Raw genomic sequence first — 15,306 nt, 5'->3', positions numbered from 1 at the left:
CCTGATACACCTGGTTAGTTGATCTTTCGCGACGGGGCTGCGGATCACGGCCCTGCGTGCGGACTTCCATCGTCCCACACCACCGGGCCGATGTTCACTACCCGCGAACGACGTAATCGCAACTTCAGCGACGGCATCGAAAATCGGCCCACCATTGGACAACTGGCCAGTAGAAACTTCCTCCCCAGTAGCCACTTTGTCGCCACCTTCAAACATCAAAGGACGCTCGTGCGCACCACGCCAGAACGGCCACTGCATCCATTCCTGGCTTTTACCGCACTGTTACAGCACCCACCCTGGAATTCACCACCAAAAGGCTTGACGGACAGCCAACCTCACGGGACTCCGGAATCCGGACCGCGATAGCGGTCGGCTCCGCGCGGCCGTCGCGGGAGCGGCATCGGCACCGAGCTGCCGATGCCGGACGGGCCGGCCGCCCCGTCCGAAGCCGGTATCTCCCGAAGGTCGATGGTGAGCGAGGCGGAGCGCTCGGGCACCGGCGTCGACCAGAGATCCTCGACCTCCTCGATCCGGGCCAGCTCGGCGACCCGCTCCTCGCCGACCTTCGCCAGGCGGGCGGCGCGGTGGGCGTCGTGCAGGGCATGCGCGAGCATCTCCACCTCGTGCCGACGGGCGGCATCCCGGTCACCGAGATCGAGCCGCCGGTGCTCCAGGGCGCCCGCCCGCTCCTGCACCCGGTCGGCGTGGCGCAGTTCGGCGATCGCGTACCGGTAGGCCAGCCAGGTCCGCCAGGCCTCGAGCCCTGCCCCGGCCAGCCCCAGCGCCCCGGTGATCAACCAGCCGACGGCATCCGGCCGCTGCCAGGCGATCCCGGCCCCCGCCAGCATCAGCCCACCGGGCGTGATCCGCCCCATCAGCAGCCGAAAACGCTCGTCCCGCATCCAGATCCGCGCGCCGGACGTGCGTCGGTCCGGCCCCGGCCGGCCGGGAAGTTCTGCGGGCTCAGACATGACGGCCCCCGGTTGGAACATCGAGCGTCGACCCGACTCCATTCTGTCACGTAACAGCACCGAGCGTTACATGGGATGACTCCGAACCGCCGATCCGCCCGCACCGTGCCGTCAACGGTCGTCGAGACGGGCCACCCGGCGCACTCCGGCGGTGAGCCGGTACGACTCCTCCAGCAGTTCCGCCACCTCCGCCCAGTCGGTCCGGCCCTGCAGATCCAGGCCGATCCAGCCGGAAGGACCCAGATAGGCCGGGACGAATCCGCGCGGATCCTGCTCCAGCGCCGCCCGGGTCTCCGGCTCGGCCAGCACGAGAACGGCCTGGTCGTGCGGCTGCCACTGGCCGTCCTCGCGCACCGACCCGCCGTAGTAGGCGAAGACCTTGGTGGTGTAGAACGCGGGACGTCCGTGCGAGACCTTCTCGGCCGCGTCGGGGAAGCCGAGCGCCAGTTCCCGGACGCGGGCCAGGAACGGATCAGCATCATCGAACATCTGGGGGTGGGCCACGCCGTCAGCGTAGGAGCGCGCCGCAGCATCGGCCACGTCGGCGCGCCCGGACCGCCGCCGTCCGTAAACGTCCGTAACCCAGGCCACCGCTACAGGTGCCGCCAAATCGGGAGCCTCCCCACCGTCCTCAATTCCGCAGCCAGACTTCCCGGAAGGTGACGCGACCCCCAACGCCCGGTAAACCTTTGGGCGTACTTCGACGTGGTCGCTAGGGAGTGTTTTGGACGTCGCTGCCGTAGCGAGGAGGTGCCCGGTGTAGGTATGGACGTCCAAAACACGACCTAGGACTCGGCGATGTCCAGAACTACCTCGGAGAGCGGACGGCCCACGCAGGTCAGCACGTAGCCGTCCGCCTTCTCGGCCTCGGTGAGACAGTTCGGCTCGGCGAGCGCGACCTGCCCGCTGATCAGGCGCACCCGGCAGTCACCGCAGTTGCCGATCGTGCACGAGTAGGGCATCGGCAGGCCGGCCGCCAGACCCGCGTCCAGCAGAGTCTGCCCCGGCTCGACCGTCTTGTCTCCCAGGGTCTTTTCGCCGCTCCGAACGAGGAGTGGCTGCGGTTCCCGGGGGATCTCGCCCAGCGCTCCCCTGGTGTACTGCTCGTGGTGCACCCGCTCGGGCCGGTCCTTCACCGCGTCCTGGACGAGGTCGGTCAGCGGTTGCGGACCGCAGACGTAGTAGTGCGCCTGCGGGCCCGGCGCCTGCTGGGTGATCCAGGCCTGCAACCCGGCCGCGTCCAGCCGGCCGTCCCGGCTGCTCAGCACGTGAGTCACGGAGAACTGTCCCGGGAATTCGCGCTCGAGCCGGGCCAGTTCGTCGGCGAAGATGATCTCGGCCTCGCTGCGGCTGCAGTAGAGCAGGGCGATCGGCCGCTTCGGCAGGTGGGTACGGATCAGGCTGATCATCGGGGTGATCCCGCTGCCCGCCGCGATCAGCAGCATCTCGCCGTCCGGCTGCGCCCCGCTGTGGAAGGAACCGGACGGGCCGATCAGCCCTAGGGAAGCGCCCGCGGCCAGAGCGTGCAGATGAGTGGAGAGCAAGCCGCCAGGAACCTGTTTCACGGCGATCTCCAGCTGGTCCGTGCCCGGTACCGAGCAGGCCGAGTAGGCGCGGCGCACCGATTGTCCGGCCACGTCGGCCACCAGGGTGAAGTACTGCCCGGGCCGGAAGTCGAATGGTGCCGGGTTTTCTCCGGTGTCCTGCAACGTGATCCGGGCCGTGCTGGGCGTCTCGCGGTGCACCTGGACGATCCGCACCGGCCGCAGCGGGCTCACCGCGTCCTGCGGCGAAGGTCCGGTCGTGATCTGCTCGTAGCCCTCCTTGACCAGGCCGGATCGGTAGGCCTGGTTCATGATCCGGCGGATCAGCCGCTCGAAGCCCGGGATCGATCCGAGCAGTCGCAGCAGCAGCGCGGGCAGACCGCCGCCGCCGGCTGTGGCGAGGTTGGTGGCCAGGTGCCGACTGGCCAGCGCCATGAGGTCTGGCACAGCGCCCGGTTGTACCTGCCGTTGCGGGTCCCACAGCCGTGCCGCCCGCACCGCGTCGTTGCTGCTGACCTCGGCGTGCTCCACCTCGATCAGCAGGGCCGCGTGGGGTGAGACGCCCCTGAGCGCATGCGGCTTCAGCAGCTCGGCGTCGGTGGTGATGATGCCGCGCCCGCGTACCTGGAGCACGCCGGTTCGGCCCGGCACCAGGGCGGCGAGCGAAAGCTGCTCGTCCTGAAGCAGGTTGTGCAGGGTGTCGGCCCGCTTGTTGCCCTTGCGGTCTGGAATGATCAGCGTGCGCCCGTCCAGGATCCGCGCCACCAGGGGCTGATCGCCGCGCGGGCTGGTGTCGCTGCCACCGTCCTGGTCCCAGGACGAAAGGGCCAGGAAAGGTGCTGCCGCCAGGAATTCGGCCACATCCGGGCTGGTCAGCGGCCCCGAGCCGGAGACCGGGCCGGCCTTGGACGCCGGGGCCGGTGGCTGCCACAGCCGGGCGCGCAGAACCGCCTGGGCACAATGCACGTAGGCCTGGGCGACCTCGATGCTGACGCGTTCGCCCTTCACCGCCGCAACCGTGCCGTTGACCCGCAGCACCTCGCCGACTCCCGGCAGCAGGAAGAACAGGGAGACCGCGCCGGTCGGCCGGCTCCCGTTCGCCAGGGAGAAGGAAATGCGCTGGGACGAGTGAACTCGCGTGAATCCGGGCGCCCCACCGACGAAGGTGGTTGTGCTGGAGCCGTCTTCGCTGCGGTAGCCGAAGGCGGCGATCGGGCTGGCGGCCAGGACCGAACGGCAACCCTCGTCCAGGAAGCCGAGTTCCTTGAGCTTGATCACCGATGGCGCCGCCCCGACGCGATCCTCGAGCCCGGCGACCGTACGCACCCGGGCCGCCGGCCCTCCGGTTGCCGTCAGCATCCGCCAGCCACCCCGTCCTCCATCAGGTTTTCGCAGTTCATGGCACTATTGTGAGCAATAGCTCAGCTTTCCGGTACTCGCTTTTGCCCGCCCAGGAAGGACCGCCGATGCCCTCGGCCGATCGCCGTCTTCAGGCACGTCGCACGCCTCGTCAGGTGCGCGCCGAGCTGACCCGAGAGCGCATCCTCACCGCGGCTGCTCACGTTTTCGCCGAGTACGGCTACGCCGCGGGCACCACCAATCGCATCGCCGAGCGGGCCCAGGTCTCGATCGGGTCGCTGTACCAGTACTTCCCCAACAAGGACGCGATCCTGGCCAGCCTGCTGATCCGGCACATCGACCGGGGCGTCTGGACCGGGGCCGAGGAGGTGGACCTCGCGCCCGGCACGCTGGAGCAGCTGGTGCGGGCGATGGTGCGCGATGCCATCGAGCACCATCGCGACGACCCGCAGCTGCTGCGGATCATGATCGAGGAGGCCTCGCTGTCACAGGAGTTACTGGACACGATCGAGCGCCACGGCCAGGACCGCACCCAGCAGATCCGCGACCTGCTGGCCCGGCATCCGGACGTTCGGGTGCGCGACCTGGACACCGCCACCGAACTGATCGTCTTCACCGTGGAGATCAATACCCACAAGCTGATGGCGGCACCGCGCACCGCCCCGGTCGAGACGCTGGAGAACGAGCTCACCGACATGATCACCCGGTACCTGCGGGGCTGAACGTATGCTCGGCGCATGACTGCCTCGGCCCCTGACGATCTCGGCCTGGGCGCCTGGCGACGTGATCGCGGCACGGTGCTGCGGCCGGGGGCGGCGGTGCCGGTGAGTGATCCCTCGCCGCAGGCGATCGTGGCCGAGTCCGAGGCGCACAAGGTGGCGGCGGAGTGGTCGCCGCACTCGCATCCGATGCACGAGCTGGTCTGGGTGCGGGGCGGGACGCTGACCGCCCGGATCGGCAATCGGATCTTCACCGTGCCGAACGGTTTCGGCCTGTGGCTGCCGGCCGGGGTGGTCCACGGGGGCCGGGTGACCGCGGCGGCACAACTGCACGACGCCTTCTTCGTTCCCGAACGTACTCCGATCGGGTACTCCGGGCCGACCTCGATCACCGTCACCCCGCTGCTGGAGTCGCTGCTGCTGCGGCTGGCCCGCAAGGATCTGGACGAGCAGGCCCGGGCCCGGACGGAAGCGGTCGTGTTCGATGTGATCGAGGCCACCGAGCGCCAGTTCGCCCTGGAACTTCCCGGGGACCCCCGGATCGACGCGATCGCCGAGGCCCTACTGCGCGACCCGTCCGACGACCGGGGCCTGGCCGAGTGGGCCACGCTGCTGGGGATGAGCGACCGGACGATCACCCGGGCCTTCCGGGAGAGCACCGGGCTGTCGTTCGCGCAGTGGCGCCAGGCGTTGCGCGTGCACCAGGCGCTGGCCCTGCTCTCGGCCGGGGCGGATGTCCAGGACGTCTCCGATCAGCTCGGCTACTCGCACCCGAGCACCTTCATCGCGGCCTTCCGGCGGGTGATGAAGGTGACGCCGGGTCTCCTGGCCAAGGAAACCCTGTCCGAAAACCTTTATCAGCTGTCCTGAGCACGGGATTGTCGACAGTCCCGATCGGCCCTACTCTCCGTTAGGTAAGGCACACCTACCTACACGGAGCCCGAACGATGCCCACACTGGGTGCGCCCGCCGGCGCAGTTCTGCGCGGCGAGAAGCTCGTCCTCCGTTACGGCCGGACCACCGTGGTCCACGGGGTGTCGGTAACGCTGGAGCCCGGGCGGATCACCGCCCTGGTCGGGCCGAACGGCAGCGGAAAGTCCACGCTGCTAAGGGCTCTGGCCCGGCTGCACCGCCTCGAGGACGGGGCCGTGCTGCTCGGCGAGCAGCCGGTCTCCGCGCTCACGGTGCGGCAGTTCGCCCAGAAAGTCACCCTTTTCACCCAGTCCCGGCACGCTCCGCACGGGCTCACGGTGAGTGAGGTGGTGGCCTTCGGGCGCCATCCGCACCGCCGGCGCTTCAGCGGGCCCTCGGCCCACGACCGCGAGGCGATCGAGCAGGCGATGCTGGCCACCGGAACCGCCGACAAGGCCGAACGGCCGGTCGGCGAGCTGTCCGGCGGCGAGATGCAGCGGGTCTGGCTGGCCGCCTGCATCGCCCAGGAGACCGGCGTCGTTCTCCTCGACGAGCCCACCAACCACCTCGACCTGCGCTACCAGATCGAAACGCTCGACCTGGTCCGCGATCTCGCCGACCAGCGCGGTGTCGCGGTCGGCATCGTGCTGCACGACCTGGACCACGCCGCCCGGATCGCCGACTCGATCGTGCTGCTGCACGCCGGGCGCGTGCACGCCGCCGGTGGCCCCCGCGAGGTGCTGACCACCGAGCACCTCAGCGAGGTCTACGGCCTGCGGGTCGACGTCGAGACCGACCCGCAGACCGGACGCCTGCGCATCGACCCCGTCGGACGGCACCCCGCCGTCCGCGACCTCCCTGCCACCCCGAAAGAGAAGCTCGCATGATCTCCCTCAACCGCCGCACCGCCGGCGCCGCGACCCTGGCCGCGATCGCCCTGGCCCTGAGCGCCTGCGGCACCACCGACGTCGAGGAAGCCTCCGGTGGCACCGCCGCTCCCGCGTCGCAGACCTGCGCCGACGACACCACGACGACCTCGACCGGCCCGGTCTCGATGACCGACGGCATCGGCCGCACGGTCGAGCTGGACAAGCCGGCCGAGCGGGTCGCCGTGCTGGAGTGGCAGCAGACCGAGGACCTGCTCACCCTGTGCGTGACCCCGGTCGCGGCCGCCTCGATCGACGGGTACGCCCAGTACGTCACCGCCGAGACGCTGCCGGACAGCGTGGCCAGCGCCGGCGAGCGCGGTGAGCCCGACCTGGACGCGCTCTACGCCAGCAACCCCGACCTGATCGTCATGGAGGTCTACCAGGCCGACGACGAGCTGCTCAAGAAGCTCGAGAAGCGCGGGGTCCCCGTGCTGGCCACCGTCGGCGCCGACGCCTCCGGCCAGATCGAGAACATGAAGGAGGTCTTCTCGATGATCGGGCAGGCCACCGGCCGGACCGAGCGGGCCGACGCCGTCCTGAAGGACTTCGACCAGCACTTCGCCGAGGCCAAGGAGAAGCTGACCGCCGCGAACGTGCCGGCCACCGACTTCCTGTTCTTCGACGGCTGGATCGAGAGCGGCAACGTGGTGATCCGCCCCTACGGCCAGGGCGCCCTGTTCACCGAGATCGGTGAGGCCCTGGGGATGACCTCGGCCTGGACCGACGAGATCAACTCGGCCTACGGCAGCGGCGGCGTGGACAAGTCCTACGGCCTGGCCCAGACCGACATCGAGGGCCTGATCCCGGTCGGCGACGCCACGCTCTTCTACGCCAACGACGGCACGGCCGACAACTACGTCACCGAGCTGGAGAAGAGCCCGATCTGGAAGACCCTGCCGGCCGTGAAGGAAGGCCGCGCACACGCCTTCCCGAACAGCGTCTGGGGCGCCGGCGGCCCGAAGTCGAACGAGCAGGCCATCGACGCCTACGTGAATATCCTGACCGCCAAGTGAGCGAGACCGCCGCGCCGCGGCCGCTGCCCGGGATCGGGTTCGGCCGCGGCGCGAGCGGGGCGGCCGTGCTCGCCGCCCTGCTCGTCGTCGTCTTCGTGACCGGGCTGGGGCACATCACCCAGGGAACCTCGGGCGTCGGCTTCTGGGACCTGCTGCGCTACCTGCTCGGAGCCCGCGAGAGCGTCGGGGGCGTCCCGATCACCGAGGTGCTGACCGGTTCCCGGCTGCCCCGGGTCCTGGCCGGGATCGCCGTCGGCCTCGCCCTGGGAACCGCCGGAGCGCTGCTGCAGTCGGTCACCCGCAACCCCCTGGCCTCGCCCGACACCCTCTCCGTCACCGCCGGGGCCTACTTCGCGCTGGTCGCGTTCGCCGCCTTCGGGATCACGACCCCGCTGTGGGCCTCGAGCGCCGTCGCGTTCTGCGGCGGGATCCTCGCCGCCTCCCTGGTGCTCGGCCTGGCCGGCGCCGGATCAGGCGCCGCCTCCACCCGCCTGATCCTGGCCGGCTCCGCGGTAGCCATGGCCCTGGACGCCGCCTCCGCCACCTTGCTGATCCTGTTCCGCGAGGGCACGACCGGCCTGTACGCCTGGGGCAGCGGCTCCCTGGCCCAGCTGAACCTCGACGCCGCGACCCGGGCCGCCCCGGTGATCGCCGTCGTCCTCGTCATCGCCCTCCTGCTCGCGCGCCGCCTGGACGTGCTGGGGCTGGGTGACGACGCCGCCTCCTCGCTCGGCGTCCCGGTCCGCACCACCCGGATCGTGGCCGTGCTCTGCGCCGTGACCCTGACCAGCGTCTCGGTCACGCTGGCGGGCCCGCTCGCGTTCGTCGGCCTGGCTGCCCCGGTGGCGGTACGCCTGGCGGCCAACCGGGTCGGGGCCCTGAGCCGTCACGGTTTCCTGATCCCGGCCTGCGCCCTGGCCGGCGCGCTGCTGGTCCTGCTGGCCGACGTCGTCCTCCGGGCGATCATGGGTGCCCAGGCCGCCGCGTCCATCCCGACCGGCATCCCGACGTCCCTGCTGGGCGCCCTGGTGATCGTCGTCCTGGCGCTGCGGCTGCGCGACATGGGCTCGGTCCCGCGAGCCTACGTCGCCGTCCGCTCCCAGAGCCGCTTCGTCCTGGTCACCGTCGTGGCCACAGTCCTGCTGGTGGCCGCCGCGCTGACCGGTCTGCTGGCCGGAAGCCTGTGGCTGCGCATCGGCGACATCGTGCTGTGGCTGCAGGGCACCGCCCCGAACCTGATCTCCCTGGCCCTGGACGACCGGGCTCCCCGGGTAGCCGCGGCCGCCACCGCCGGGGCCGCCCTCGCGCTGGCCGGCACCGTCGTCCAGGGCACGGTCCGCAACCCGCTGGCCGAACCCGGCATCCTCGGGATCACCGCCGGCGCCGGCCTCGGCGCCGTGATCGTGGTGACCAGCGGGCTCGGCGGCCGCCCGGCCCTGATCGTCCTGGCCCTGTGCGCCGGGCTGAGCACCTTCGCCGTGATCTCCGCATTGTCCTGGCGCGGCGGATTCCTGCCCGACCGGTTCCTGCTGATCGGCATCGGCTGCGGCTACGCGGTCACCAGCCTCAGCACCTTCTTCCTGCTGCGCGCTGACCCGTACGACACCCCGCGCATCCTCACCTGGCTCTCCGGCACCACCTACGGCCGGACCTTCGCCGACGTCATCCCGGTCGTGGTCCTGCTGCTGGCCGCGACCCCACTGGTCTACGGGATGCGCCGCCAGCTCGACCTTCTCGCGATCGACGAGGACACCCCGCAGATCTTCGGGGTGCGCCGGGAACAGGCCCGGCTGGTCCTGCTGATCGTCGCCGCGGCCGCCGCCGCGGTGAGCACGGTCGCGATCGGCGTGGTCGGCTTCGTCGGCCTGGTCGCCCCGCACCTGGCCCGGGCCCTGGTCGGGGTGCGCCACGGCCGGATCATCCCGGTCGCCATGCTGCTCGGCGCCCTGCTGGTGGTGATCGCCGACGCCCTGGGCCGGACCCTGATCGCCCCCTCCCAGATCCCCGCCGGGCTGATGATGGCCCTGATCGGAGCCCCCTACTTCGTCTGGCTGCTCTACCGCTCGCGCACCCCGGTGTGAAAACTCGCCCGGGACCGCTCGATGTGCCGTTCCATCGCCTGCCCGGCCCGGACCTCGTTACCGGCCGCGATCGCCACCACGATCTGCCGGTGCTCGGTCCAGGCCCGCTTGCCCTGCTGCGCAACGGTGGTCGAGTAGGCCCACTGGATCCGCTCACTCACCCGCCGCAGCACCATCGTCATGCTCTGGGCCTGCGACCCACGGGCGACGGCGGCGTGGAACTCGGCGTTCAGGCGCGCCCCCTCGGCGGGACGGTCCTGGGCCAGAGCCTCGAACCCCGCGTCCACGATGCCGGACAGTTCGGCCACCAGCCCTTCGGCCCGGCCGGCGGCCACCCGCTGGGCGCAGCGCGACGCGGTGATGCCCTCGGCGACCCGGCGCACCGCGTACAGGTCGGCCAGGTCGTCCACGGGAACCGCGGCGACGGTGGCCCCGGCGTTGGGGCGTAGCTCCAGGAAACCGTCGGCGGCCAGAGCACGGACGGCTTCCCGGACGGGGACGCGCGAGGTCCCGTAACGCTCGGCCAGGGCAGCTTCGGTCAGGCGCGAGCCCGGCGCCAGGACGCCGGTCAGGACGTCCTGGCGCAGCGCCTCGGTGACGCGCTCGGCAGCGGCGCCCACCTCAGGCGGCGCGGCCGGGAATGGCCGAGAGCAGTTCGCGGGTGTACGGATGCTGAGGGTTGTCGAACACGTCGCTGATCTTGCCAGCTTCGACCACCTGCCCGCGGCGCATCACCAGGACGTCGTGCGCGATGCTGCGGGCCACGGCCAGATCGTGGGTGATGAACAGGTAACTGACACCCAGCTCCACCTGCAGCCGCTCGAGCAACTGCAGAACCTGCCGCTGGACCAGGACGTCCAGCGCCGACACGGCCTCGTCACAGACCACCAGCTTCGGGTTCAGCGCCAGAGCCCGCGCAATCGCCACCCGCTGCCGCTGACCACCCGACAACTCCACCGGCCGACGCTGCGCCAGCGAACGCGACAGGGCAACCTGGTCCAGCAACTCCCCCACCCGCTCGCGACGTGAACGCCCGTCCCCGACCGAGAACACCCGCAACGGCTCGTCGATCAGCCGCTCCACGGTCTTGGTCGGATCGAGCGAACCGAACGGGTCCTGGAACACCGGCTGCATGTCGCGTCGCCCACCGTCCAGCACCACCCGGCCCGACGTAGGCGTCTCCAGCCCGAGCACCATCCGCGCGGTGGTGGTCTTGCCCGAGCCGGACTCCCCGACCACCGCCGTCGTGGTGCCCGCCCGGACCACGAACGAGACATCGTCCACCGCCCGCATCCGCTCGCGCCGGCCCCGCACCCGGTACTCCTTGACCAGGTTCTCGACGCGCAGCACCTCCCGCGTCTCGGCCACCTCCGCCCGCGCAGCACCGAAGCCGGGAACCGCGGCGACCAGCTTCTGCGTGTACTCGTGCGCCGGTTCGCGCAGCACCCGCGAAGCCTGGCCGGTCTCCACCACCCGGCCCTCGGACATCACCACCACCTCGTCACACCGATCGGCGGCGAGCGCGAGGTCATGGGTGATCAGCAGCAGGGAGGCACCGCGGGCGGCGGTAAGGCGTTCGAGATGGTCAAGGATCTGCCGTTGCACGGTGACATCGAGCGCGGACGTAGGTTCGTCGGCGATCAGCAGTTCCGGCTCGGCGGCCAGCGCCATGGCGATCAGGACGCGCTGGCGCATACCGCCGGAGAACTCGTGCGGGTACTGCTTGGCCCGGCGGGCGGCGTCGGGAATGCCGGCCTCCTCCAGCAGTTCCACGGCCCGGGAGCGAGCTGCGGCGCCTCGGGCCAGGCCGTGCACAGTCAGCGTTTCGGCCACCTGACGGCCGATGCGGGCGGACGGGTTGAGGTTGGACATCGGGTCCTGCGGTACGAGCCCGATCTGCCGTCCGCGCAGCCGCCGGACCCGCCGTTCATCCTTGCCCTGCAGGGCAGGAGTGATGTCCTCCCCGTCGAGCAGAACCCGGCCCCCGGTGATGCGCCCGCGCCCGGGAAGCAGACCGATCGCTGCGGCTGCGGTCGTCGACTTCCCCGAGCCGGAAGCCCCGACGACCGCAACCCGCCTCCCTCGGCCAACTTCCAGGTCTACACCGTGAACAACTGCGCTGGAGCCGTAAGCAACGTCCAGCCCTTCAATCTTCAGCAACGACACGTTTTCTACCTCCCTGCCGCGTAACCCTGGGCGCCACGCGGGTTGGCCGCCGCCTGGAGAACACCCGTGGCGGGGTCGCGCTCGACTGCTGACAAACGTCCCAAGGTCCAGCCCCCGGCCACCGTGACCACGTGTCCACGCGCTCGCAAACCGGCGATGACAGCGTCTCCCATACGGTCTTCCACCACCGCTCCACCGGGCGTCCACGTCCGCGGCCAGAACGACCCCGGCATGGACGTCGTGTGCAGGGCAGGCGCGTCGATCGCCTGCTGCGGGGTGTACCCGCCAACCAGCGTGCGCAGCAGGTACAGCAACTGCCACTGATCCTGCTGATCCCCACCCGGGGTTCCCAGCGCCGACACCGGAACGCCGTCACGCAGCAGCAAAGTGGGGGTAAGGGTGGTCCGTGGCCGGCGACCGGGCGTCAGGGACGAGGGTGCGCCCTCCTGCAGCCAGGTCATCTGCAGGCGCGACCCGAGACAGAACCCCAGGGCGGGGATCGTCGGGGAGGACTGCAGCCAGCCCCCGGACGGGGTGACGGAGACGATGTTTCCCCAGCGGTCGACCACGTCGACGTGGCAGGTGTCGCCGCGCGTCGTCCCTGTCGCCTGGACCGTCGGCTCCCCCACGCCCACCGCGTCCACGGATTTCGTTTCCAGCGGAGGCCGGAACGGCTGTACCCCCGGCACTTCGCCGGGACGGAACTCGTGCGAGGCCCGGTCCGTGATCAGATCGCGGCGGGTGGCCGCGTACTCCGGGGAGAGCAAGTGCTTGAGGACGTCCGGGTCGGCTTCGGAGCCGTAGTAGGCGTCGCGGTCGGCGAGGGCGAGTTTCAGTGCTTCAAGGACGGTGTGGGCACCTCGTTCGGTCGAGGGATCGAGGTCGCCGTCCTCGAAGCCGTTCAGGATGCGCAGGGCCTGCAGCAGGACCGGCCCCTGACCGAAGGGCCCGGTCTTGGCGATCGTGGTGCCGCGGAACTCGATCGTGGTGGGTTCCTCGAAACCGGCCTGGAAACCGGCGAAATCCTCGGCCGAGATCACGGCGGCGTGGTCGGTCCCGGAGGAATGGCGGTGCGGGGCCCGCAGGAACTCCACGGCCTCGCGAGCCACGAAACCCTCGCGCCACTCCCGCCGGAAAGCCTCGATCCGGGCCTGCCGGGTCGGTTCGTGCTGGCCCGCCGCCAGGAGCCGCTCCAGCGTGTCGGCATACGCCGGGTTCTTCACCTGCTCTCCCGGTTGCGGGATCCGGCCGTCCGGCATCCACAAAGCCGCGGACGTCGTCCAGTGATCTCTGAACAGATCCGCGACCGAGGTGATCGTGCTGGCCACCCGGGCCAGCACCGGGTGCCCGTCGCGGGCATAAGCGATGGCGGGAGCCAGGACGTCGGCGGCCTCCCAGGTGCCATGGGTGGACAGCAGGAGCATCCAGGCGTCCACCGAACCGGGGACGGCGGTGGCCAGTCCGCCGGCGCCGGGCACCAGATCGAGTCCCTCGGAACGGTAGTGGGCGATCGTCGCGGCCGCCGGGGCCGGTCCTTGCCCGTTCAGGACGACGGGTTGCGGGTTCTCGGCCGTGGCGAACACCGCGGTCAGGTCTCCGCCCGGCCCGTTCAGGTGCGGTTCGACGACGTGCAGCACGAACCCCGCCGCCACGGCTGCGTCGAAGGCGTTCCCGCCGCGCTCGAGCACCGACTGCCCGACCGCGGTGGCGATCCAGTGCGTGCTCGCGGTCATCCCGAAGGTGCCCTGCAGGGTCGGGCGGGTGGTCTCTGCGATGGGCGGGGTGAAGGTCATCGGTGTCCTCCCGGGTCGAGGGCGTCACGCAGGGCGTCGCCGAACAGGTTGAAGGCCAGGCAGATCACCATGATGGCCAGGCCGGGCAAGAGCGCCGCGTAGGGGGCCCGGAAGATGTACTGCTGGGCGTCCGACAGCATGATGCCGAGGCTGGGGGTGGGCGGCTGAATACCCAGGCCGAGGAACGACAGCAGGGCCTCACCGATCACCACCGCAGGCATGATGACCGTGGCCTGCACAATGATCGACGGTACCGCGTTGGGCAGGATGTGCGTGGCCAGGATCCGCACCCCGGAGGCGTCCAGGCTGCGCGCCGCCAGGACGTACTCCGCGCCCTTGAGCCGCAGGGTCTCGGCCCGGACCACCCTGATCATCTGCGGGACGTGCGCGATCCCCAGCGCGATCGCGGCGTTCGACAGGCTCGCCCCACGGATCGCGGCCAGCCCCACCGCCAGGATCAGGAACGGGAACGCCAGGGTCAGGTCGGTCAGCCGCGACACGATGCCGTCCAGCCACCGCCAGTAGCCCGCCGCCAGCCCGAGCGGGGCACCGACGACGATCGACAACGCCACGGCGAGAATGCCCACCTGCAGCGAGGCCCGGGTGCCGTACAGAATGCGCGAGAGGATGTCGCGGCCCAGATCGTCGGTACCGAGCGGGAAACCGACTGTTCGGGGCTGCTGCAGCGGGGTTTCGAAGTGCACCTGGGTGGGCGAGTACGGCGCGATCCACGGGGCCAGCAGAGCTGCCGCGGCCACCAGGAGCAGCGCAACCCCGCCCGCCACACCGAGTTTGTTGTGCAGCAGATGCCGCAGCACCCGTCCCCGGCTGGAGCCCAGGTCGGCCTCGACGACCGGGGCGCTCACGAGTTCGCTCCGGTGACCCGGATCCGCGGGTCCAGGATGCTGTAGAGCACGTCGACCACCAGATTGATGATGATGTAGGCGAAAGTCACGATCAGGACGACTCCTTCGATCACCGGGTAGTCACGGCTGAAGACCGAGTCCAGGGTGAGTTTTCCGAACCCGGGCAGACCGAAGATCCGCTCGGTCACCACGGCCCCGGAGATCAGCCCGCCCAGTTGCAGCCCGACCAGCGTCACCACCACGACCAGGGAGTTGCGCAGGGCGAACCGGACCACGACCCGCGCCTGCGAAACCCCCTTGGCCCGGGCCGTCCTCACGTAGTCGGCCTCCAGGTTGGCCAGCATCGAGGCCCGGGTCTGGCGCATCACGACCGCCGCGATACCGGTGCCCAGGATCACCGCCGGCAAGGTCAGATGATGCAGCGCCCGCAGCGGATCCTCCACGGGCGAGACGTAGCCGGACGCCGGAAACCAGCCGAGCCCGACCGCGAGGTACAGGATCGCCAGCAGGCCCAGCCAGAAGCTCGGCACCGACAGTCCCACCACCGAGAGCGTGTTCAGCCCGAACTCGGTCACCGTGCCCCGGCGGACCGCGGCGACGGTGCCTGCGATCAGCCCCACGACCACCGCGAACCCCAGCGCGTACACCGTCAGCCAGGCCGTGACCGGCAACGTGGCGCCGATCAGTTCGCTGACCGGCGTTCCGGTGCGCACCGAGGTTCCAAGGTCACCGGAGAGCAGGTTCTTGACGAAACGCCAGTACTGCACCCAGAGCGGCTGATCCAGGCCCAGCTGCGCCCGCACCGCAGCGACCATCTCCGGGGTGGCTTCCTCGCCCGCCGCCGCCAGGGCCGGGTCGCCCGGAAGCGCCCGCACCCCGGCGAACACCACCATGGAAGCCAGCACGAGCGTCACTACGCTCTGCCACAACCGGGTCAGCAAGAAATGCGCCAT

General features: G+C 70.6%; 13 protein-coding genes. 5 read left to right on the top strand and 8 right to left on the bottom strand.

Going from position 1 to position 15,306, the window contains the following annotated elements:
• Nucleotides 1–335: 335 nt before the first annotated feature.
• The 3 genes from LR394_RS13950 to LR394_RS13940 all read right to left on the bottom strand — a co-directional run bounded on the left by LR394_RS13950 (nt 336) and on the right by LR394_RS13940 (nt 3,874).
• Nucleotides 336–971, bottom strand: a complete 636-nt coding sequence (locus tag LR394_RS13950; protein WP_231441780.1) for a hypothetical protein — start codon at nt 969–971, stop codon at nt 336–338.
• Nucleotides 972–1,082: 111 nt separating this feature from the next.
• Entirely contained in the window at nt 1,083–1,475 is a 393-nt protein-coding gene (locus tag LR394_RS13945; RefSeq protein ID WP_231441778.1) for an MmcQ/YjbR family DNA-binding protein, read from the bottom strand.
• Between the two features lie 281 nt (nt 1,476–1,756).
• Nucleotides 1,757–3,874 carry a 2Fe-2S iron-sulfur cluster-binding protein gene (locus LR394_RS13940; RefSeq protein ID WP_231441776.1) on the bottom strand — a complete coding sequence of 706 codons (2,118 nt, stop codon included), beginning with the start codon at nt 3,872–3,874 and terminating at the stop codon, nt 1,757–1,759.
• A 107-nt stretch (nt 3,875–3,981) separates the two neighbouring features.
• Here LR394_RS13940 and LR394_RS13935 point away from each other — a divergent pair, with 107 nt between their 5' ends.
• From LR394_RS13935 to LR394_RS13915, 5 genes are all read left to right on the top strand, one after another.
• Nucleotides 3,982–4,596, top strand: a complete 615-nt coding sequence (locus LR394_RS13935) for a TetR/AcrR family transcriptional regulator (RefSeq protein ID WP_231441774.1) — start codon at nt 3,982–3,984, stop codon at nt 4,594–4,596.
• Between the two features lie 15 nt (nt 4,597–4,611).
• Nucleotides 4,612–5,463, top strand: coding sequence for a helix-turn-helix domain-containing protein (locus tag LR394_RS13930; RefSeq protein ID WP_231441773.1), 852 nt, complete (start codon nt 4,612–4,614; stop codon nt 5,461–5,463).
• 77 nt (nt 5,464–5,540) lie between these two features.
• Nucleotides 5,541–6,392 (top strand): ABC transporter ATP-binding protein, encoded by an 852-nt coding sequence (locus tag LR394_RS13925; protein WP_231441771.1) that lies wholly within the window; start codon nt 5,541–5,543, stop codon nt 6,390–6,392.
• Nucleotides 6,389–7,447 (top strand): iron-siderophore ABC transporter substrate-binding protein, encoded by a 1,059-nt coding sequence (locus tag LR394_RS13920; protein ID WP_231441770.1) that lies wholly within the window; start codon nt 6,389–6,391, stop codon nt 7,445–7,447. The genes LR394_RS13925 and LR394_RS13920 overlap by 4 nt, the downstream gene beginning before the upstream one ends.
• Entirely contained in the window at nt 7,444–9,528 is a 2,085-nt protein-coding gene (locus LR394_RS13915) for an iron ABC transporter permease (protein WP_231441768.1), read from the top strand. Before LR394_RS13920 ends, LR394_RS13915 begins: the two co-directional genes overlap by 4 nt.
• Here the strand turns inward: LR394_RS13915 and LR394_RS13910 are convergent.
• Genes LR394_RS13910 through LR394_RS13890 form a run of 5 tightly spaced genes read right to left on the bottom strand, consistent with a single transcriptional unit; the run spans nt 9,504 to nt 15,306 of the window.
• Entirely contained in the window at nt 9,504–10,148 is a 645-nt protein-coding gene (locus tag LR394_RS13910; RefSeq protein ID WP_231441766.1) for a GntR family transcriptional regulator, read from the bottom strand. The genes LR394_RS13915 and LR394_RS13910 overlap by 25 nt on opposite strands.
• 1 nt (nt 10,149) lies before the next feature.
• Nucleotides 10,150–11,694, bottom strand: coding sequence for a dipeptide ABC transporter ATP-binding protein (locus LR394_RS13905; protein WP_231441764.1), 1,545 nt, complete (start codon nt 11,692–11,694; stop codon nt 10,150–10,152).
• Nucleotides 11,695–11,699: 5 nt separating this feature from the next.
• Entirely contained in the window at nt 11,700–13,487 is a 1,788-nt protein-coding gene (locus tag LR394_RS13900; protein ID WP_231441762.1) for a gamma-glutamyltransferase family protein, read from the bottom strand.
• Nucleotides 13,484–14,353: an ABC transporter permease gene (locus tag LR394_RS13895; RefSeq protein WP_231441760.1), complete on the bottom strand. Its 870-nt coding sequence runs from the start codon at nt 14,351–14,353 to the stop codon at nt 13,484–13,486. Before LR394_RS13895 ends, LR394_RS13900 begins: the two co-directional genes overlap by 4 nt.
• Nucleotides 14,350–15,306, bottom strand: coding sequence for an ABC transporter permease (locus tag LR394_RS13890; protein WP_231441758.1), 957 nt, complete (start codon nt 15,304–15,306; stop codon nt 14,350–14,352). Before LR394_RS13890 ends, LR394_RS13895 begins: the two co-directional genes overlap by 4 nt.

The organism is Kineosporia babensis, assembly GCF_021129305.1.
Classification (GTDB): domain Bacteria; phylum Actinomycetota; class Actinomycetes; order Actinomycetales; family Kineosporiaceae; genus Kineosporia; species Kineosporia babensis.
The sequence above is the reverse complement of the archived record's forward strand: the minus strand, read 5'-3'. Positions and strand labels throughout refer to the sequence as shown.

Excerpts from the sequence above, each read along its gene's own strand:
- LR394_RS13950 (WP_231441780.1), bottom strand. The coding sequence starts at position 971 with ATGTCTGAGCCCGCAGAACTTCCCGGCCGGCCGGGGCCGGACCGACGC.
- LR394_RS13940 (WP_231441776.1), bottom strand. The coding sequence starts at position 3,874 with ATGCTGACGGCAACCGGAGGGCCGGCGGCCCGGGTGCGTACGGTCGCC.
- LR394_RS13935 (WP_231441774.1), top strand. The coding sequence starts at position 3,982 with ATGCCCTCGGCCGATCGCCGTCTTCAGGCACGTCGCACGCCTCGTCAG.
- LR394_RS13930 (WP_231441773.1), top strand. The coding sequence starts at position 4,612 with ATGACTGCCTCGGCCCCTGACGATCTCGGCCTGGGCGCCTGGCGACGT.
- LR394_RS13925 (WP_231441771.1), top strand. The coding sequence starts at position 5,541 with ATGCCCACACTGGGTGCGCCCGCCGGCGCAGTTCTGCGCGGCGAGAAG.
- LR394_RS13920 (WP_231441770.1), top strand. The coding sequence starts at position 6,389 with ATGATCTCCCTCAACCGCCGCACCGCCGGCGCCGCGACCCTGGCCGCG.
- LR394_RS13900 (WP_231441762.1), bottom strand. The coding sequence starts at position 13,487 with ATGACCTTCACCCCGCCCATCGCAGAGACCACCCGCCCGACCCTGCAG.
- LR394_RS13890 (WP_231441758.1), bottom strand. The coding sequence starts at position 15,306 with ATGGCGCATTTCTTGCTGACCCGGTTGTGGCAGAGCGTAGTGACGCTC.